Origin of the sequence: Streptomyces sp. NPDC096311 (assembly GCF_044763085.1) — a bacterium.
GTDB lineage: Bacteria > Actinomycetota > Actinomycetes > Streptomycetales > Streptomycetaceae > Streptomyces.
The window spans coordinates 253,600-273,928 of the sequence record NZ_JBIWFN010000005.1; the positions used below are offsets into that span (position 1 = coordinate 253,600).

Here is a 20,329-nt window from a genome sequence, read left to right on the forward strand (position 1 = left end):
CTGAGGCGGGGCCCCTACGGCGCAGGGGGCGCTCCCCGCCGGTCAGGGCCCCGCCGCCGTGCCGCGGGGAGCCGGTCAGCCCTGGGCGGCCGCGGCCCGCAGGGCGATGCGGTGCTCGCCCGCGTACACGTTCATGGAGGGGCCGCGCAGGAAGCCCACCAGGGTCAGCCCGGTCTCCATGGCCAGGTCCACCGCGAGCGAGGACGGTGCCGAGACCGCCGCCAGTACGGGGATGCCCGCCATGACCGCCTTCTGCGCCAACTCGAAGGAGGCCCTGCCCGACACCAGCAGGATCGTGCGGGAGAGCGGCAGGTCGCCGCGTTGCAGGGCGCGCCCGACCAGCTTGTCGACCGCGTTGTGCCGGCCCACGTCCTCCCGTACGTCGAGCATCTCCCCGTTCTCCGTGAACAGGGCCGCGGCGTGCAGACCCCCGGTCCGGTCGAAGACCTGCTGTGCCGCGCGCAGCCGGTCGGGGAGGTCGGCGAGGAGAGCGGGCTCCAGCCGGACCGGGGGAGCGTCGGCGCCGTCGTCGATGGCCCAGCGGGCCGTCGTACGGACCGCGTCCAGGCTCGCCTTGCCGCACAGGCCGCAGGACGAGGTCGTGTAGACGTTGCGCTCCAGCGTGATGTCGGGCAGCACGACGCCCGGCGCGGTCCGGACGTCCACGACGTTGTACGTGTTGGCGCCGTCGGCAGTGGCGCCCGCGCAGTAGACGATGTTCTGCACCTCCTCGGCCCGGCCGAAGACCCCCTCGCTGACGAGGAAGCCCGCTGCGAGCGCGAAGTCGTCGCCCGGGGTGCGCATGGTGATCGCGAGCGGTTTCCCGTTGAGGCGGATCTCCAGTGGCTCCTCGGCGACGAGCGTGTCGGGGCGGGTGGAGATGGCCCCGTCCCGGATGCGGATCACCTTGCGTCGTTCCGTGACTCGTCCCATGTCCTGATCAGTCCCGGTTCTGTACGTGCTGGTAGCCGAAGCGGCCCTTGATGCAGAGATTGCCGTGGGTCACCGGGTTGTCGTGCGGGGAGGTGACCTTCACGATCTCATTGTCCTGCACGTGCAGGGTGAGGTTGCAGCCCACACCGCAGTACGCGCACACCGTCGTCGTCTCGGTCTGCGCCGACTCGTCCCATGTACCCGCCGCCCGCATGTCGAACTCCGACCTGAACGACAGAGCCCCCGTCGGGCACACCTCGATGCAGTTGCCGCAGTACACGCACGCCGAGTCGGTCAGCGGGGCGTCGTGCTCGACGGCGATCCGGGCGTCGAAACCGCGCCCGGAGACCGAGATCGCGAAGGTGTTCTGCCACTGGTCGCCACATGCGTCGACGCACTTGTAGCAGAGGATGCACTTGTCGTAGTCGCGGACGTAGAGGCCGTTGTCGATCTTCGGTTCCTCGTCGAGGCGCGCCGCGCCGGGGCCGAAGCGGTCCGGTTTCGCCTCGTACTCCTTGATCCACCCGGCCACCTCCGCAGTGGTCGACAAGTCGACCGAGGAGGCGAGGAGCTCGATGACGACCTTTCGGCTGTGGCGGGCGCGCTCGGTGTCCGTCCGTACCTCCATGCCCGCCTCCGCCTTGCGGGAGCAGGCCGGGACGAGGGTCCGGGCGCCCTCCAGCTCGACGACACAGACCCGGCAGGCGTTCTTGGGGGTGAGCGTGTCGCCCTGGCAGAGGGTGGGGACCTCCTTGCCCGCCGCCCGGCAGGCGTCGAGGATCGTCGAGCCCTCGGGAACCCTGGCCTCCTGCCCGTCGAGGGTGAACTCGACGAGCCGACGCGGCACTCCCAGCGGTATCGCGGTCATTCGTAGGCTCCCAAGCGGTCGATCGCGGATTCCACGGCGTTCCACGCGGTCTGCCCGAGACCGCAGATCGAGGCGTCCCGCATCGCGCGGCCCACCTCCCTGAGCAGGGCGATGTCGTCGGCCGCAGCGGCGCCCCTCCGCTCGGCGATCCGGTGCAGCGCCTCCTGCTGCCGTACGGTCCCGACCCGGCACGGCACGCACTGCCCGCACGACTCGTCGCGGAAGAACTCGGCGATGCGCAGCAGGAGGCGGGGGAGCGGGACCGTGTCGTCGAAGGCCATGACCACACCCGAGCCGAGGGTCGTGCCCGCCGCCCGGGTGCCCTCGAAGGTGAGCGGGATGTCGAGTTCGTCGGGCCGTACGAAGCCGCCCGCCGCGCCGCCGAGCAGCACCGCGCGCAGCCGCTCGCGCACGCCCGCCAGTTCCAGCAGCTCGCCCAGCGTCGCCCCGAACGGCAGTTCGTAGATTCCGGGCCGGTCCACGCTGCCCGACACGCAGTACAGCTTCGGGCCGGTGGAGCCCGGGGTGCCCATCGCCGCGTACGCCTCGGCCCCCCTCGTCAGGATCGGCAGGACGTTCACCAGGGTCTCGACGTTGTTCTCGGCAGTGGGTTTGCCGAACAAACCCTTCTCCACAGGGAAGGGCGGTTTGGAACGCGGTTCTCCTCTGTACCCCTCGATCGAGTTGAACAGGGCGGTCTCCTCGCCGCAGATGTACGCGCCCGCGCCCCGCCGGATCTCGATGTCGAAGGCGTACCCCTGGCCCAGGACGTCCTCGCCGAGCAGGCCACGCGCGCGTGCCTGCCCGATGGCGTGCTCCATGCGGCGCAGGGCGCGCGGGTACTCGCCGCGCAGATAGAGATAACCCGTGTGCGCCCCGACGGCGTACGCCGCGATGGTCATCGCCTCGACGAGGGCGTACGGGTCGCCCTCCATGACGACCCGGTCTTTGAAGGTGCCCGGCTCGGACTCGTCGGCGTTGCACACCAGGTAGTGCGGATGGTCGGGCTGGGACGCCGTGGCCTGCCATTTGCGGCCGGTGGGGAAGGCGGCGCCGCCGCGCCCGACCAGGCCCGCGTCGGTGACCTCGCGGATGACCCCGGCCGGCCCGAGTGCGAAGGCCCGCCGCAGCGCGGCGTACCCGCCGTGTGCCCGGTAGTCGTCGAGCGAGGCGGGGTCGACCACACCGACCCGGCTCAGCAGCACGAGGGAGGGATCGCCCGCCTGGGGCACCGCGAAAGCCGCGGGCGGCTCCTCGGGCGCCGAGTCGGGGGCGCTCGCCGCCTGTGCCGCCCGCGCGACGGTGGTGGGCGCCGACACGGCCGTACGCACCGGATCGCCCGCCCTGACCGCGAGGGCCGCCGGAGCGCGCTCGCACAACCCCAGGCAGGGGCTGCGCTCGACGCCGACGCCGCTGCCGGGCCCGAGGCGGGCCTCGACCCCGGCGCACAGCTGCGCCGCGCCCGCCGCCGCGCACGCGAGGTCCGTGCACACGTGCAGCACGGTCGCGGGGCGCGGTTTCACCGAGAACATCGCGTAGAAGGTCGCGACCCCGTACGCCTCCGCCGGTGGCACGGTCAGCCTGCGGCACAGGTAGTCGAGCGCGCCCTCGCTGATCCAGCCGATCCGGTCGTTGACGGCGTGCATCCCCGGCAACAGCAGGTCACGGCGTTCGCGCGCCTCCCGGCCGCCGCGCGCCCACCTGAGGTCGGCGGCCCTCATCTCATCGCGGGCGGCGCCCTCCCACGAGGACTCCGGCGGACCGAGCAGCGCGTCGATCGCCGCCCGCTCCTCGTCCGTCGGCTTGCTGTCACCGAAGTGCAGATCCACCACATCACCTCACTTGAGTCGCGACCGGCAGCTTCTCGATCCGGATGGCCGACGCCTTGAACTCCGCCGTCCCCGCGATCGGGCAGTTCGCCTCGATCGTCAGCTGGTTGGTGTCCACCTCGTCGGGAAAGTGCATGGTCATGAACGCCAGTCCGGGCCGCAGCGCGGTGTCGATCCACACGGGTGCCATGACGGATCCCCGGCGCGAGGAGACCTGGACCTCCTCGCCCACCACGACCCCGTAGCGCTCGGCGTCCTCCGGGCAGAGCTCGACATACTCGCCGCGCCGCAACGGCGAGGCGAAGCCGCCGCTCTGCACCCCGGTGTTGTAGGAGTCGAGCCGCCGCCCCGTGGTGAGCCGGATCGGATACTCCTCGTCCGTCAGATCCACGGGCGGGTCGTGCTGGACGATCCCGAACGGCGCGAGCCGGCCGCGTTCGGCGGGGTCCGAGGCCCACAACCTGCCGTGCAGATAGGTGGGTTCGAGCCGCCCGATGTCGGGGCAGGGCCACTGGATGCCCTGGTGCTCCGCCAGACGTTCGTACGTCATCCCGTAGTGGTCCGGCGACACCGACCGCAGCTCGTTCCAGACGGCCTCGGCGTCGGCGTACTTCCAGTCGTGCCCGAGGCGCGCGGCGAGGCCGCAGAGGATGTCGATGTCCTCGCGGGCCTCACCGGGCGGCGTCACCGCCGCGCGCACCCGCTGCACCCGCCGCTCGCTGTTGGTGGTGGTGCCCTCCGTCTCCGCCCACCCGGCGGTCGCGGGCAGCACGACGTCCGCCAACTGGGCGGTCTTCGTGAGGAAGATGTCCTGCACGACGAGGAAGTCGAGGGCGCCCAGCCGCCGTACCGCCTGTTCGCTGTCGGCCTCCGACTGCGCCGGGTTCTCGCCGATGCAGTAGACGGCCTTGAGCGTGCCCTCTTCCATGGCCTCGAACATCTCCGTCAGGTTCAGCCCGTAGTGCGGCTGGATGACGGTGTCCCAGGCGGACTCGAACTTCAGCCGCGCCTCGGCGTCGAGGATGTCCTGGAAGCCGGGGAGGCGGTTGGGGATGGCGCCCATGTCGCCGCCGCCCTGCACGTTGTTCTGTCCGCGCAGGGGCTGGAGGCCGGAGCCGTGGCGGCCCACGTGCCCGGTCAGCAGGGTCAGGTTGATCAGAGCGCGGACGTTGTCGGTGCCGTTGTGGTGCTCGGTGATGCCGAGGGTCCAGCACAGCTGGGCGCGCTCGGCGCGGGCGTACGCGTGTGCTAACTGCCGTATCGCCGCCGCCGGTACGCCCGTCACCTTCTCGGCGAGCGACAGCGTCCAGGGCTCGACGAGCGCCTCGTACTCCTCGAAGCCGCTGGTGGCCCGCTCGATGAAGGCGTGGTTGGCGAGGCCCGCGTGGATGATCTCGCGGCCGATCGCGTGCGCCATCGGGATGTCGGTGCCGACGTTCAGACCGAGCCAGCTCTCCGCCCACTCGGCCGTGGACGTACGGCGCGGGTCGACCGCGTACATCCGGGCGCCGTTCCTGATCCCCTTCAGCACGTGCTGGAAGAAGATCGGGTGTGCGAAGCGGGCGTTGGAGCCCCACATCACGATGAGGTCGGTCTCCTCGACCTCCGCGTACGAGGAGGTGCCGCCGCCGGAACCGAAGGCGGCGCTCAGGCCCGCGACGCTCGGGGCGTGGCAGGTGCGGTTGCAGGAGTCGACGTTGTTCGTGCCCATCACGACCCGGGCGAACTTCTGGGCCACGTAGTTCATCTCGTTGGTCGCGCGGGCGCAGGAGAACAGGCCGAAGGCGCCGCGGGCGGCGCTCAGTCCCGCCGCCGCGCGAGTCAGGGCCTCGTCCCAGGTGGCCCGCCGGAAGGGCTCGTCGCGTGCGTCACGGACCAGGGGGTGCGTGAGCCGGGCGTAGATCTTCGATTCGCGTTTCCTCATGCGGCGCTCCTCAGCGCGAGCAGGTCCGAGATGGCGTGGACGGTGCGCAGGGTGGGCACCTCGACGCCGGTGATGTCCGCCAGCTCGACGACCGCCGCCAGCAGTACGTCCAGTTCGAGCGGCTTGCCGCGCTCCAGGTCCTGGAGAGTGGAGGTGCGGTGGTCGCCGACGCGCTCGGCGCCGGCCAGCCGCCGTTCGATGGAGACGCCCACCTCGCAGCCGAGCGCCTCGGCGACCGCGAGCGTCTCGGTCATCATGATCTCGATGACCTTGCGGGTGCCGCCGTGCAGGCACATCTGCCGCATCGTCGCGCGGGCCAGCGCGCTGATCGGGTTGAAGGAGATGTTGCCGAGCAGCTTGAGCCAGATGTCGTTGCGCAGATCCCGTTCGACCGGGCACTTGAGACCGCCGGCCGTCATGGCCTCGCTGAACGCCGTGCACCGCTCGGAGCGGGTGCGGTCGGGCTCGCCGATGGAGAACCGCGTGCCTTCCAAGTGCCTTACGACGCCCGGTCCTTCCAGTTCGGTCGCGGCGTACACGACACATCCGATGGCCCGTTCGGGCGCGAGCACCGCACTGACCGCGCCGTTCGGGTCCACGCTCTCCACACGGTGGCCGTCGTGCGGGCCGCCGTGCCGGTGGAAGTACCACCAGGGGATGCCGTTCTGGGCGGCGATCACCGCCGTGGTGTCGTGCAGCAAAGGCTCGATCAGCGGCCCGCACGCCGCGTACGAGTGGGCCTTCAAACCCAGCAGGACGTAGTCGACCGGGCCGACCTCGGCCGGGTCGTCGGTGGCATGGGCGCGCGCGGTGAAGTCGCCGCGCGGACTGAGGACTTGGACTCCGTGCTGCCTCATGGCCGCAAGATGCGGTCCACGGGCGATGAGGTGCACATCGGCGCCGGCGCGGTGCAGCGCGGCGCCGACATAGGCGCCGATCGCACCGGCGCCGAGAACGGCGACTTTCACTGTGGCTCGCTCCGTTCGGTCGAGGGTACCGAGGAACTGCCGAACTCTGTCGACGAAATATTGTCTACAGTATGGAACTTGGGGCGGCAAGGCTTCGCGCAGCACCTCGACGAGCCACCGTGAGGACCCGCCGACCGTTCGTCGCGCGATGGATACCGCTCACCGCATACCGTCGACGAGTTGGTGTCGAACGGCTTCACAACCGGGCAACCGCTTCCTATCGTCCGGGATCATGAGTCCCCCTGTCGCGCCACCCGGCTGGAGCCGCTGGCTCGTCCCGCCCGCCGCACTCTCCGTCCACCTCTCCATCGGCCAGGCGTACGCCTGGAGCGTCTTCAAGCCGCCGCTCGAATCCGCGCTCGGCCTCAGCGGGACCCAGAGCGCGCTGCCCTTCCAGCTCGGCATCGTCATGCTCGGACTGTCCGCCGCGTTCGGCGGCACCCTCGTCGAGCGCAACGGACCCCGCTGGGCGATGACCGTCGCCCTGGTCTGCTTCTCCACCGGCTTCCTGATCGCCTCGCTCGGCGCCGCCACCGAGCAGTACTGGCTGATCGTGTTCGGCTACGGCTTCGTCGGCGGGATCGGCCTCGGCATCGGCTACATCTCGCCCGTATCGACCCTGATCAAGTGGTTCCCGGACCGGCCCGGCATGGCAACCGGCATCGCGATCATGGGCTTCGGCGGCGGTGCGCTCATCGCCTCGCCGTGGTCCGCGCAGATGCTGAAGTCCTTCGGTTCCGACTCCTCCGGCATCGCGCTCGCCTTCCTCGTGCACGGGCTGTCGTACGCCGTGTTCATGACGCTCGGTGTCCTGCTGGTGCGGGTGCCGCGCGGCGACAAACCGCCGGTCAAGGCGGGACCCGCGCCGCTCGACGGGGTGCAGGTGTCCGCGAACAGCGCCGTGCGCACCCCGCAGTTCTGGTGCCTGTGGGTCGTGCTCTGCATGAACGTGACCGCGGGCATCGGCATCCTGGAGAAGGCCGCCCCGATGATCACGGACTTCTTCGCGGGCACCTCGACCCCGGTGTCGGTCTCCGCAGCCGCGGGCTTCGTGGCGTTGCTCTCGGCCGCGAACATGGCGGGCCGGATCGGCTGGTCCTCCACGTCCGACCTGATCGGCCGCAAGAACATCTACCGCGTCTACCTCGGCGTGGGCGCGATCATGTATCTGCTGATCTCGCAGTTCGGGGACTCCTCCAAGCCCCTGTTCATCGTCTGCGCCCTGGTGATCCTCTCCTTCTACGGCGGCGGCTTCGCGACGATTCCCGCCTACCTGAAGGACCTCTTCGGCACCTACCAGGTCGGCGCCATCCACGGCCGGCTGCTCACCGCCTGGTCCACGGCCGGCGTCCTCGGGCCGCTGATCGTCAACTGGATCGCGGACCGCCAGAAGGAGGCGGGCAAACACGGCGCGCAGCTCTACGACACCTCGTTCCTGATCATGATCGGGCTGCTGGTCGTCGGGTTCGTCGCCAATGAGCTGGTGCGACCCGTCCATGCCCGCCACCACATCCCCGCCCCGAGGGAGGCCGCCGATGACGACTCCGTCCAGCCCCAGCAGTCCGCCTGACCGCCGTCCACTGATCGCGTTCGCGTGGCTGTGGGTGGGGGCGCCGCTCTGCTACGGCCTGTACGAGCTCGTCCTGAAGGTCAAACAGCTGTTCACGGGGTAACGCCCGGCGTAAGGACTGCGGCGCCGGGCGTGTGTGCGGACGCGGGCAGGGCGTCCGAAGGTCTGACAGAAGCCGACAAGCCTGACGCCGCTTTCCTGTGGCAACACCTGCCGTCGTACCCGCGAGTCACTGATCAGACTGGAGGATCCCCCTACCCAAGGCAACGAGGGAGACCCCCCAATGAACGGCTCACGCATCGCGGCCGTCGGCCACTACCAGCCCGCCAAGGTACTCACCAACGAGGACCTGGCGGGCCTGGTCGACACCAGTGACGAGTGGATCACGAGCCGGGTGGGCATCCGCACGCGCCACATCGCCGGTCCCGACGAGCCCGTCGACGAGCTGGCCGCGCAGGCCGCGGCCAAGGCGCTCGCGGCGGCGGGTATCACCTCGGCCGACATCGACCTGGTCCTCGTCGCCACCTCCACGGCGATCGACCGCTCCCCGAACATGGCCGCCCGGGTCGCCGCCCGCATCGGCGTGCCCTCCCCGGCCGCGATGGACGTCAACGTGGTCTGTGCGGGCTTCACGCACGCGCTCGCCACCGCCGACCATGCCGTGCGCGCGGGGGCGGCGACCCGCGCCCTCGTCATCGGGGCGGACAAGATGTCCGAGGTCACGGACTGGAGCGACCGTACGACCTGTGTCCTGGTCGGGGACGGGGCGGGGGCCGCGGTGGTCGAGGCCGCCGCTGCCGGCACCGAGCCCGGGATCGGACCGGTGCTGTGGGGATCGGTGCCCGAGATGGGGCACGCCGTACGCATCGAGGGCACGCCCCCGCGGTTCGCGCAGGAGGGGCAGAGCGTCTACCGCTGGGCGACGACGCGGCTCCCGGTGATCGCCCGGCAGGCCTGCGAGCGGGCCGGGCTCGCGCCCGAGGACCTCGCCGCGGTCGTCCTGCACCAGGCGAACCTGCGCATCATCGAACCCCTCGCCGCGAAGATCGGCGCCGTGAACGCCGTCGTCGCGCGCGACGTGGTCGACTCCGGGAACACCTCCGCCGCCAGCATCCCGCTCGCCTTCTCCAAGCTCGTCGAACGCGGCGAGATCAGCACGGGCGACCCGGTGCTCCTGTTCGGCTTCGGCGGCAACCTCTCGTACGCGGGACAGGTCGTCCGCTGCCCCTGACGTGCGCGGACCACCGGGTGTGACGCGTCCGACCCTCCCCGGGCCTGGCCATGGTGCGCCGTAGACTGTAGACGAAAGACAATCGATACTGTCTTTTGACACGTGCTTTCCGGTGACGCGACGGTCACGGTGACGGGATGGCTCGGCAGGAGGGGACCCCGATGTTGTCGACAGGACTGCCGCCGGGGGCGGTGCCCAAGCTCGAACGGCCAGGCCCGCTGCGCGACCGCGTCTACGAGGCGCTGCTCGAACTCATCACGACCCGCGCCCTCCAACCCGGCCAGCACCTGGTCGAGAGCGAGCTCGCCGGGCACCTCGGCGTCTCCCGGCAGCCGGTCCGCGAGGCGCTCCAGCGGCTGAACACGGAAGGGTGGGTCGATCTTCGGCCCGCCCAGGGCGCCTTCGTGCACGAGCCGACCGAGGAGGAGGCCGACCAGCTCCTCACGGTCCGTACGCTGCTGGAGGCCGAGGCCGCCCGGCTCGCCGCCGCCAACGCGGGCACCGCCGGCATCACCGCGCTCGAGGAACTGTGCGCCGAGGGTGAGCGCGCGGTCGCCGCCGACGACGTGGACGGCGCGGTCGCGATGAACGCCCGCTTCCACGCGAAGGTCATGGAGCTCGCAGGCAACACGGTCCTCGCCGAGCTGGCCGCCCAGGTCGACCGCCGGGTCCGCTGGTACTACACGCCGGTCGCCCGGCAGCGCGGCCACCAGTCCTGGATCGAGCACCGCGACCTCATCGCGGCCATCGCCGCCCGCGACGAACCCCGCGCCACCCAGGTCATGCGCGCCCACACGGAGCACACGCGCAAGACGTACCACGAGCGCGAGAAGTAACCCACCTCATTCGTGCGCTCCCCCTGTGACCCGGACCGGCCGCGTCCGGGTCTTTCTTTGTCCACTCAGTGGAGAAAGTTGACGGCAATCTCTGCGCAACTTCTTCCCACTCCCAGCAGCCGCTGCTACGTTTCCATCGAAAGCAAGCCACGGTGATGTGGCCAAAACCCGTTGGACACTGGCCGATTGAGGCGGGGAGGGGCTCGTGAGACGTATGACGGCACGACCCGCGAACGCGCACCAGGCGCGCCTGCTGCGCCTGCTGCGCGACGGCGGCCCCAACTCCCGGGCCCAGCTCGGCGACCAGATCGACCTCTCCCGGTCGAAACTGGCCGTCGAGGTGGAACGGCTCCTGGAGACCGGGCTCGTGGTCGCCGACGGCCTCGCCGCATCCCGCGGCGGACGCCGCTCCCACAACATCCGGCTCGCCCCGGCGCTGCGCCTCCTCGGCGTCGACATCGGGGCCACCTCGATCGACGTGGCCGTCACCAACGCGGAACTGGAGGTCCTGGGGCACATCAACCAGCCCATGGACGTCCGCGAGGGACCGGTCGCCGTCTTCGAGCAAGTCCTGGCCATGGCAGCCAAGTTGAGGTCATCGGGGCTCGCGGAGGAATTCGACGGCGCCGGGATCGGCGTCCCGGGTCCGGTCCGCTTCCCCGAGGGCGTTCCGGTCGCACCGCCGATCATGCCCGGCTGGGACGGCTTCCCGGTCCGCGAGGCGCTCAGTCAGGACCTGGGCTGCCCCGTCATGGTCGACAACGACGTGAACCTGATGGCGATGGGGGAACAGCACGCGGGGGTCGCACGCTCCGTGGGCGACTTCCTCTGCGTCAAGATCGGCACCGGCATCGGCTGCGGCATCGTCGTCGGCGGTGAGGTCTACCGCGGTACGACGGGCAGCGCCGGCGACATCGGGCACATCCAGGCCGTGCCCGACGGGCGTCCGTGCGCCTGCGGCAACCGGGGCTGCCTGGAGGCCCACTTCAGCGGGGCCGCGCTCGCCCGGGACGCCACGGAGGCCGCCCAGCAGGGGCTTTCGGCGGAGCTCGCCGCGCGGCTGGAGGCGGCGGGCACGCTGAGCGCCGTCGACGTCGCCGCCGCGGCCGCCGCGGGCGACGCCACCGCCCTCGGGCTGATCCGCGAGGGCGGCAATCGCACCGGGCAGGTCATCGCCGGCCTCGTCTCGTTCTTCAACCCCGGCCTGGTGGTGATCGGCGGCGGTGTCACCGGCCTCGGCCACACGCTGCTCGCCGCGATCCGTACCCAGGTGTACCGCCAGTCGCTGCCGCTGGCGACCGGCAACCTACCCATCGTGCTCGGGGAGTTGGGGCCGACCGCCGGGGTCATCGGCGCGGCCCGGCTCATCAGCGACCACCTGTTCTCGCCCGCGTAACCCCGCCAGAGCCGCACGCAGCACTCCTGGCGGAACCGCAAGCAGCACCCCTGCCAGAGCCGCACCAAAGGTCATCTCACTCAAGCACCCCACCTGTACAGCGCCTTGCTCTGCCCTGCCCGAAAACGCCCGCTCCGCGAGCGCACGCCCTGAAACCGGCCCGCACGTCCGCCAAGGGGAACCGTCATGGCACCAGAACCACCGCTGCTCACCATGTCCGGCATCACCAAGTCGTTCCCCGGAGTCCGGGCCCTCGACGGCGTCGACCTCGACGTCCAGGCCGGCGAGGTCCACTGTCTGCTCGGCCAGAACGGGGCCGGAAAGTCCACCCTCATCAAGGTCCTGGCCGGCGCCCACCAACCCGACGGCGGCACCATCGGCTGGCGCGGCGCACCCGTCACGCTCCGCTCCCCGATCGCCGCCATGCGCCTCGGTATCGCCACCATCTATCAGGAACTGGACCTGGTGGAGGGCCTGTCGGTGGCCGAGAACGTCCACCTCGGCCATGAACCCACCGCCGCCGGTTTCGTCGTACGGGGAAAGGCGGCCAAAGCATCGACGGCGCAGCTGCTACGCCGACTCGGCCATCCGGAGATCGACCCGGCACGCCTCGTCGGTGAGCTGTCGGCCGCCCAGCAGCAGATCGTCTCCATGGCGCGGGCACTCTCCCACGACGTACGCCTCATCGTCATGGACGAACCGTCCGCCGCCCTCGACCCCGACGAGGTCGACAACCTCTTCCGTATCGTCGGCGACCTCACCGCGGACGGCGTCGCCGTCGTCTACATCTCGCACCGGCTGGAGGAGATCCGCCGCATCGGCGACCGGGTGACCGTATTGAAGGACGGCCGCGCGGTGGCGGGCGGACTGCCCGCGAAATCCACCCCCACGCGCGAGGTGGTGGCGCTGATGACGGGCCGCAACGTCGAGTACGTCTTCCCGGAACGGCCCACGCGAGGACCCTCGTCCGAGCCGGTGCTCAGGGTCCAAGGACTGGCGCGCGCGGGCGAGTTCGAGCCCCTCGACCTCGAACTGCGCCCCGGCGAGATCGTCGGCCTGGCCGGTCTCGTCGGCTCCGGGCGCTCCGAGATCCTGGAGACGATCTACGGGGCTCGCAAGCCGACGGCCGGTCAAGTCAGTGTGGAGGGGCGGGCGTTGCGGACCGGCAGCGTACGCGCCGCCGTCCGCGCCGGACTCGGACTCGCCCCCGAGGAGCGCAAGGCGCAAGCCCTGCTGATGCTGGAGTCCGTCACCCGCAATGTGTCCGTGTCCTCCATGTCCCGCTTCTCACGCGGGGGCTGGATCGACCGGAGCGCCGAGCGAGGCGCCGCCCGCGCCGCGACACGCGAGCTGTCGCTGCGCCCCGACAACCCGTCCGTCCCGATCCGGACGCTGTCGGGCGGCAACCAGCAAAAGGCCGTCCTGGCCCGCTGGCTGCTGCGCGGCTGCCGCGTCCTGCTGCTCGACGAACCCACCCGCGGTGTCGACGTCGGCGCCCGCGCCGAGCTGTACGCGGTCATCCGGCGCCTCGCCGACGAAGGCCTCGCCGTCCTGCTCGTGTCGAGCGAGGTGCCCGAGGTGCTGGGACTCGCCGACCGCGTGCTGGTGCTCAGGGAGGGCCGCGTCGTGCACACGGCGCCCGCCCGGGAGCTCGACGAACACCGCGTACTCGACCTCGTGATGGAAGGAAGCCCGGCGTCATGACGCAGCCCGTGTCCCCGCCCCGGGGCAGCACCGACAAAGTGCCGCCGATGAGCGAACTCCCCGCGTGGCGCACCCTCGCGGCCCGCGCCGACGTCCGCACCCTCTCGCTGCTCGGCGTGCTCGTCGCCCTGATCGTCATCGGCGGTATCACCAAGCCCGACGAGTTCCTCGACACCCGAAACCTCCAACTCGTCCTCACCCAGGCCTCGGTGATCGGCGTGGTCACCGTCGGCATGACGTTCGTCATCACCTCCGGCGGCATCGACCTGTCCGTCGGCGCGATCGTCGCGCTGTCCTCGGTGTGGGCCACGACGGTCGCGACCCAGGAGTACGGCTTCGCGGGCATCCTCTTCACCGCGGTGCTCGTCGGTGTGGGCTGCGGTCTGGTCAACGGCCTGCTCATCGCGTACGGCGGGATGGTCCCGTTCATCGCGACGCTCGCCATGCTCGCCTCGGCCCGCGGCCTCGCCCTCCAGATCACCGACGGCAAGACCCAGATCGTGACCATCGACGGGATCCTGAAACTCGGCGAACGCGACTCGTACATCCTCGGCATCCCACCGCTGGTCCTGGTCTTCGCCGTCGTCACGATCATCGGCTGGCTGATTCTCAATCGCACCACCTTCGGCCGCCGCACGGTCGCCGTCGGCGGCAACGCGGAGGCGGCACGGCTGGCCGGCATCGACGTGCGGCGCCAGCGCCTGTACCTCTACCTGCTCTCCGGACTGTGCTGCGGCATCGCCGCCTTCCTGCTGATCATCCTGTCCGGCTCCGGCCAGAACACCAACGGCAACCTGTACGAACTCGACGCCATCGCCGCCGCGATCATCGGCGGGACCCTGCTCAGCGGGGGCCGCGGCACCATCACCGGTTCGGTGCTCGGTGTCCTGATCTTCACCACGATCACCAACATCTTCGCGCTGAACAACCTGCAGAGCGACGTCCAGCAGATCGCCAAGGGCGCGATCATCGTCGCCGCGGTCCTGGTCCAGCGGCGTACGGCAGCAAGCAGCACCTGACACGGGAAGGGCCCACCGCCATGCCAGAATCCACGAGTCCCACCAGCTTCACGAGCCGCAGAGGCCTCCTCTTCGGTACCGCCGCCGCCTCGGCCGGCGCCCTCCTGGTCGGCTGCACCAGCAACGACACCAAGGACGAGAAGGCGGCCGCGGACACCCGGCCGGCCGCCGACGACAAGCCCGGCAAGCACGTCACCATCGGTTTCGCGGGTCCGCAGGCCGACCACGGCTGGCTCAACGCGATCAATGACAACGCCAAGAGCCGGGCCAAGAAGTACTCGGACGTGTCGCTGGAGATCACCGAGGGCTCCAACGACACGGCCGCGCAGATCGGCCAGATCGAGACACTGATCAACAAGAAGGTCGACGTCCTGGTGGTGCTGCCCGCCGACGGCAAGGCGCTCACCCAGGTCGGCCTGAAGGCGATGCGCGCGGGCATCCCGGTCGTCAACCTCGACAGGATCTTCAACACCCCGCAGGCCTACCGCTGTTGGATCGGTGGCGACAACTACGGCATGGGCCTCAGCGCCGGCCACTACATCGGCGAGAAGCTGAAGGACAAGCAGGACGCCAAGGTCATCGAACTCGCCGGGCTCGACAACCTGGAACTCACCAAGCAGCGCACCCAGGGCTTCGACGCGGCCCTGAAGAACTACCCCAACATCAAGAAGGTCGCCCGCCAGGCCGCCGACTTCACCGTCGAGTCCGGACAGGCCAAGATGGCCCAACTCCTGCAGGCCCAGTCGAAGTTCGACGCTCTGTGGAACCACGACGACGACCAGGGCGTGGGCGCCCTGCGCGCCATCAAGCAGGCCGGGCGCGAGGACTTCCTGATGGTCGGCGGCGCGGGCGCGCTCTCCGCCTTCCAGGCCATCCAGGCCGACAACAGCGTCCTGAAGGCCACCGTCCTCTACCCGCCGACCATGGCTGCCTCCGCGATCGACCTCGCCCGCGCGCTCGGTCAGGGCAAGGGGATCGGAGGGCTCGCCGAGTTCGAGATCCCGGTCTCGCTCACGCTTTACTCGGCCGTCGTCGACAAGGACAACGTCGGCCAGTACATGGCCACCGGCTTCAGGTGATCCGCCCCGCTCACACCCCCCACAGCGTCACGACGACGAGGAGGACATCCGTATGGGACAGCCGCACCAGGGCGAGGCAGCCGGGGTGGAGGCGGGGCTCGTTGCCGGGCCCCGGCCGGAGGCGGGGCTCGCTTCCAGGCCCGGAGCCGAGGCGGCCGGGGCGAAGGCGGGCAAGCCGACGCTCGGGGTGGGCATGGTCGGTTACGCCTTCATGGGCGCCGCCCACTCCCAGGGCTGGCGCACCGTGGGCCGCGTCTTCGACCTGCCGCGCAGCCCGGTCCTCGCCGCCGTCTGCGGCCGGGACGCGAGCGCGGTGCGGGCCATGGCCGACCGGCACGGCTGGGCGGCGGCCGAGACCGACTGGCGGGCTCTGATCGCCCGGGACGACGTCGACCTCGTCGACATCTGCACCCCCGGCGACAGCCATGCCGAGATCGCCCTCGCCGCCCTGGCCGCCGGCAAACACGTACTGTGCGAGAAGCCCCTCGCGAACACGGTCGAGGAGGCGGAGGCGATGACGGAGGCCGCCGAGGCAGCCTTCGCCCGCGGTCAGATGTCCATGGTCGGCTTCAACTACCGTCGGCTGCCCGCGACGTCACTCGCCCGGAAGATGGTCGCCGAGGGGCGGCTCGGAGCCCTGCGGCACGTACGGGTGACGTACCTTCAGGACTGGCTGGTGGACCCGGAGTTCCCGCTCACCTGGCGATTGCGCAAGGAGCTCGCCGGGTCGGGCGCGCTCGGCGACCTCGGGGCCCACATCGTCGACCTCGCCCAGTACCTGGCGGGCGAGCCGGTCGTCGGGGTCTCCGCGCTCACCGAGACGTTCGTGCGGGAGCGCCCGCTGCCGGGCGGAGTGCCGAGCGGACTGACCGCCGTATCGGGCACGAGCCCGCGGGCGGGGGGTGCCGGCACGGTCACCGTCGACGACGCCGCCCTCTTCACCGGCCGCTTCGCCTCCGGTGCGCTCGCCTCCTTCGAGGCGTCCCGCTTCGCGACCGGGCGCAAGAACTCCCTGCGCATCGAACTCAACGGTGAGCGCGGCTCGCTCGCCTTCGACCTGGAACGGCTCAACGAGCTCTCGTACCACGACCACACCGAGCCCGGCACGCACGCGGGCTTCCGCCGGATCCTCGTCACCGAGCCCGACCACCCCTACCTGGAAGCCTGGTGGCCGCCGGGCCACGGCCTCGGCTACGAGCACACCTTCACCCACCAGGCCCGCGACCTGGTGCGGGCCATCGCCGCAGGTCGGCGCCCCGAACCGTCCTTCGCCGACGGGCTGCGGGTGCAGCGCGTCCTCGCGGCGGTGGAGGAGAGCGCCGAGAAGAACTCCGTCTACACACCCATCGCGGTCTGAGGAGGCCCCGGACATGCCGCGCACCTTCACACTCTTCACCGGCCAGTGGGCCGACCTGCCCCTCGAAGAGGTCTGCCGCCTCGCCCGTGACTTCGGCTACGACGGCCTCGAACTCGCCTGCTGGGGCGACCACTTCGAGGTCGACAAGGCGCTCACGGACCCCTCGTACATCGACTCCCGGCACGCGCTCCTCGACAAGTACGGCCTCAAGTGCTGGGCGATCTCCAACCACCTGGTCGGCCAGGCCGTCTGCGACGCCATCATCGACGAGCGGCACCAGGCGATCCTGCCCGCCCGGATCTGGGGCGACGGCGAACCCGAGGGCGTACGGCAGCGGGCCGCCGCCGAGATCGCCGACACCGCGCGCGCCGCGGCGGCCTTCGGCGTCGACACCGTCGTCGGCTTCACCGGCTCGGCGATCTGGCACCTGGTCGCGATGTTCCCACCCGTCCCCGAGTCGATGATCGCGCGCGGCTACGAGGACTTCGCGACGCGCTGGAACCCCATCCTGGACGTCTTCGACGCGCAGGGCGTGCGGTTCGCGCACGAGGTCCACCCGAGCGAGATCGCCTACGACTACTGGACAACACAGCTCGCGCTCAAGGCAGTCGACCACCGACCGGCGTTCGGACTGAACTTCGACCCCTCGCACTTCGTGTGGCAGGACCTGGACCCGGTCGGCTTCCTCTACGACTTCCGCGACCGCATCTACCACGTCGACTGCAAGGAAGCCCGCAAGCGGCTCGACGGCCGAGGCGGCCGGCTCGGCTCGCACCTGCCCTGGGGTGATCCCCGGCGCGGCTGGGACTTCGTGTCGGCCGGGCACGGCGACGTCCCCTGGGAGGACGTCTTCCGCATGCTCCGCTCCATCGACTACACGGGCCCCATCTCGGTCGAGTGGGAGGACGCCGGCATGGACCGGCTCCAGGGCGCACCCGAGGCCCTGACCCGTCTCAAGGCGTACGACTTCGAGCCGCCGTCGGCGTCCTTCGACGCGGCGTTCGGCGGCAACGACTGACTTCTCCTGTGTCTCCGGGGTGACGGCGCACCCCGGCGCAAGCACCCGCTCGTACAACCAGCCCCTTTCTGGAGGCATTCGTGCACGGGAAAGACCGCGCCACCCGCACCGACAGAACCGAGACCCGCAGACGACGCCCCGCATTGCGCCGAGCGCTCGCCCTGCTGAGCGGCGCGCTGCTCGCGGCGGCCTCGCTCTCCCTCAGCGCACCCCCGGCCGGCGCAGCCGTCGCCGACCCGGGGAACACGGCAGCGGCGGAGGACTTCCAGCAGGTCACCCTCGCCAAGGGCGAGCCCGAGGTCGGCGAGCCCATGTCGCTCGCCGTGCTCCCCGACCGCTCGGTCCTGCACACCTCGCGCGACGGCGAACTCCGCCTCACCGACGCGGCCGGAAACACCGAGCTCGCCGGCAAGCTCGACGTCTACACGCACGACGAGGAAGGCCTGCAAGGCGTAGGCGTGGACCCGGGCTTCGCCGGCAACCGCTTCATCTACCTCTATTACGCGCCGCCCCTGAACACCCCGGCGGGCGACGCCCCCGAGACGGGCACGGCGGCCGACTTCGCCCCCTTCGACGGCGTCAACCGTCTCTCCCGCTTCGTCCTCAAGACGGACGGCACCCTCGACACCGCCAGCGAGAAGAAGATCCTCGACGTCCAGGCCACCCGCGGCATCTGCTGCCACGTCGGCGGCGACATCGACTTCGACGCGGCGGGGAACCTGTACCTGTCGACCGGAGACGACTCCAACCCCTTCCAGTCCGACGGCTTCACGCCGATCGACGAGCGCCCCGACCGCAACCCGGTCTTCGACGCCCAGCGCTCGGCCGGCAACACCAACGACCTGCGCGGCAAGATCCTGCGCATCAAGGTCAACGAGGACGGCTCGTACGCCATCCCCGACGGCAACCTCTTCCCGCCCGGCACGGACAAGACGCGCCCCGAGATCTACGCGATGGGCTTCCGCAACCCGTTCCGCTTCAGCGTCGACAAGGCGACGGGCATCGTCTACGTCGGTGACTACGGCCCCGACGCGGGCGCGGCCGACCCGGCACGCGGCCCCGGCGGCCAGGTCGAGTTCGCCCGCGTCACCGGCCCCGGCAACTTCGGCTGGCCGTACTGCACGGGCAAGAACGACGCCTACGTGGACTACGACTTCGCGACGAAGACCTCCGGCGCCGCCTTCGACTGCAACGCCCCGAAGAACACCTCCCCGCACAACACGGGACTGACGGACCTGCCCCCGGCCCAGCCCGCCTGGATCCCCTACGACGGCGCTTCCGTCCCGGAGTTCGGCAGCGGCTCGGAGTCCCCGATGGGCGGCCCGGTCTACCACTACGACGCCGCACTCGACTCGCCCGTGAAGTTCCCGCAGGCGTACGACGGGAACTTCTTCGCCGGAGAGTTCGGCCGCCGCTGGATCAAGCGGATCGCGAGCGATTCCGCCGGCACGGTGCAGTCCATCAACTCCGTCCCGTGGTCCGGCACGCAGGTGATGGACATGGCGTTCGGACCCGACGGCGCCCTGTACGTCCTCGACTACGGCACCGCCTGGTTCGGCGGCGACGAGAACTCGGGCCTCTACCGCATCGAGAACGCCACCGACGGCCACTCGCCCGTCGCCCAGGCCGCGGCCGACCGCACCTCGGGACAGGCCGCGCTCAAGGTGAGCTTCTCCTCGGCCGGTTCGTCCGACGCGGACGGCGACGCCCTCACCTACAGCTGGGACTTCGGCGACGGCGGTACGTCGACGGCCGCGAACCCCTCCCACAAGTACAGGACGAACGGCACCTACACGGCGACGGTGACCGCCAAGGACGCGACCGGCCGCACCGGCAGCGCCAGCGTGCAGATCGTGGTCGGCAACACCGCACCCAAGGTCGTGATCGAGCAGCCGCGTGACGGTCAGTTGTTCAGCTTCGGTGACCCCGTACCGTTCAAGGTGAAGATCACCGATCCCGAGGACGGCCGAGCGATCGACTGCGCCAAGGTGAAGGTCACCTTCATCCTCGGTCACGACAGCCACGGCCACCCGCTCACCTCGGCGAACGGCTGCTCCGGCACCCTCCAGACCAGCGCCGACGGCGGCCACGACCAGGACGCCAACATCTTCGGAGTCCTCGACGCCGAGTACACCGACGGCGGAGGCGGCGGCCAGGCCCCGCTGACCACCCACGACCGGAACGTGCTCCAGCCCAAGCACCGCCAGGCCGAGCACTACAGCAAGGCCTCCGGCATCACCGTCCAGACGAAGACCACCGCGCACGGCGGCAAGACCGTCGGCGACATCGACAACGGCGACTGGATCTCTTTCACGCCCTACTCCCTGAGCGACGCCCAGAAGATCACGGCACGCGTCGCCTCTGCCGGCGCGGGCGGCACCCTCGAGATCCGCGCGGGCTCCCCGACCGGCCGCACCCTGGGCCGGGCGACCGTACCGGTGACGGGCGGCTGGGACACCTTCCAGGACGTGAGCGCCGACCTCGCGCACGCCCCGCGCGGCACCACCACGCTCTACCTCGTCTTCAAGGGAAGCGGCACCGGAGCGCTCTACGACGTGGACGACTTCACCTTCACGACGAGCTGACGGGGGGTGACG

At 70.7% G+C, this 20,329-nt stretch carries 16 protein-coding genes; 11 read left to right on the forward strand and 5 right to left on the reverse strand.

All coding sequences use genetic code 11. The features are described from left to right. Window positions 1–75 precede the first annotated feature (75 nt). From fdhD to ACIRA5_RS15380, 5 genes are read right to left on the reverse strand one after another with little or no spacing between them, the layout of a single operon-like run. Window positions 76–933: a formate dehydrogenase accessory sulfurtransferase FdhD gene (gene fdhD, locus ACIRA5_RS15360; RefSeq protein WP_403691002.1), complete on the reverse strand. Its 858-nt coding sequence runs from the start codon at window positions 931–933 to the stop codon at window positions 76–78. 7 nt (window positions 934–940) lie between these two features. Beyond that, window positions 941–1,801: a 2Fe-2S iron-sulfur cluster-binding protein gene (locus tag ACIRA5_RS15365; RefSeq protein WP_403691004.1), complete on the reverse strand. Its 861-nt coding sequence runs from the start codon at window positions 1,799–1,801 to the stop codon at window positions 941–943. Further along, window positions 1,798–3,630: an NADH-ubiquinone oxidoreductase-F iron-sulfur binding region domain-containing protein gene (locus tag ACIRA5_RS15370; RefSeq protein ID WP_403691005.1), complete on the reverse strand. Its 1,833-nt coding sequence runs from the start codon at window positions 3,628–3,630 to the stop codon at window positions 1,798–1,800. The genes ACIRA5_RS15365 and ACIRA5_RS15370 overlap by 4 nt, the downstream gene beginning before the upstream one ends. 4 nt (window positions 3,631–3,634) lie before the next feature. Next, window positions 3,635–5,554, reverse strand: coding sequence for a molybdopterin oxidoreductase family protein (locus ACIRA5_RS15375; protein ID WP_403691007.1), 1,920 nt, complete (start codon window positions 5,552–5,554; stop codon window positions 3,635–3,637). Next, window positions 5,551–6,522 (reverse strand): 2-dehydropantoate 2-reductase, encoded by a 972-nt coding sequence (locus ACIRA5_RS15380; protein WP_403691009.1) that lies wholly within the window; start codon window positions 6,520–6,522, stop codon window positions 5,551–5,553. Before ACIRA5_RS15380 ends, ACIRA5_RS15375 begins: the two co-directional genes overlap by 4 nt. Window positions 6,523–6,754: 232 nt before the next feature. Between ACIRA5_RS15380 and ACIRA5_RS15385 the strand changes: the two genes are divergently transcribed. The 11 genes from ACIRA5_RS15385 (at window position 6,755) to ACIRA5_RS15435 (ending at window position 20,317) form a co-directional block, all read left to right on the forward strand. Then, window positions 6,755–8,092 (forward strand): OFA family MFS transporter, encoded by a 1,338-nt coding sequence (locus ACIRA5_RS15385; RefSeq protein ID WP_403691011.1) that lies wholly within the window; start codon window positions 6,755–6,757, stop codon window positions 8,090–8,092. Beyond that, window positions 8,058–8,195 (forward strand): hypothetical protein, encoded by a 138-nt coding sequence (locus tag ACIRA5_RS15390; protein WP_352044743.1) that lies wholly within the window; start codon window positions 8,058–8,060, stop codon window positions 8,193–8,195. The genes ACIRA5_RS15385 and ACIRA5_RS15390 overlap by 35 nt, the downstream gene beginning before the upstream one ends. 180 nt (window positions 8,196–8,375) lie before the next feature. Further along, on the forward strand, window positions 8,376–9,323 hold the full coding sequence (locus ACIRA5_RS15395; protein WP_403691013.1) for a beta-ketoacyl-ACP synthase III: 948 nt from the start codon (window positions 8,376–8,378) through the stop codon (window positions 9,321–9,323). A 161-nt stretch (window positions 9,324–9,484) separates the two neighbouring features. Continuing rightward, on the forward strand, window positions 9,485–10,159 hold the full coding sequence (locus tag ACIRA5_RS15400) for a GntR family transcriptional regulator (protein WP_095851607.1): 675 nt from the start codon (window positions 9,485–9,487) through the stop codon (window positions 10,157–10,159). Window positions 10,160–10,373: 214 nt separating this feature from the next. Next, entirely contained in the window at window positions 10,374–11,555 is a 1,182-nt protein-coding gene (locus ACIRA5_RS15405) for an ROK family protein (RefSeq protein WP_403691014.1), read from the forward strand. 186 nt (window positions 11,556–11,741) lie between these two features. Continuing rightward, window positions 11,742–13,259, forward strand: a complete 1,518-nt coding sequence (locus ACIRA5_RS15410) for a sugar ABC transporter ATP-binding protein (protein ID WP_403691015.1) — start codon at window positions 11,742–11,744, stop codon at window positions 13,257–13,259. Then, on the forward strand, window positions 13,256–14,278 hold the full coding sequence (locus ACIRA5_RS15415) for an ABC transporter permease (RefSeq protein ID WP_099919739.1): 1,023 nt from the start codon (window positions 13,256–13,258) through the stop codon (window positions 14,276–14,278). Before ACIRA5_RS15410 ends, ACIRA5_RS15415 begins: the two co-directional genes overlap by 4 nt. A gap of 20 nt (window positions 14,279–14,298) precedes the next feature. Further along, the gene (locus ACIRA5_RS15420; protein ID WP_403691017.1) at window positions 14,299–15,357 is read left to right on the forward strand and encodes a substrate-binding domain-containing protein; all 1,059 of its coding nucleotides are present in this window, start codon (window positions 14,299–14,301) and stop codon (window positions 15,355–15,357) included. A 52-nt stretch (window positions 15,358–15,409) separates the two neighbouring features. Then, a complete protein-coding gene (locus ACIRA5_RS15425; RefSeq protein ID WP_403691018.1) occupies window positions 15,410–16,714 on the forward strand; it encodes a Gfo/Idh/MocA family protein in 1,305 nt (434 codons plus the stop codon). A 13-nt stretch (window positions 16,715–16,727) separates the two neighbouring features. Continuing rightward, complete coding sequence (locus ACIRA5_RS15430; protein WP_403691019.1) at window positions 16,728–17,732, forward strand: sugar phosphate isomerase/epimerase family protein; 1,005 nt, start codon at window positions 16,728–16,730, stop codon at window positions 17,730–17,732. Between the two features lie 80 nt (window positions 17,733–17,812). After that, window positions 17,813–20,317, forward strand: a complete 2,505-nt coding sequence (locus ACIRA5_RS15435; RefSeq protein ID WP_403691021.1) for a carbohydrate-binding protein — start codon at window positions 17,813–17,815, stop codon at window positions 20,315–20,317. Window positions 20,318–20,329: the final 12 nt, after the last annotated feature.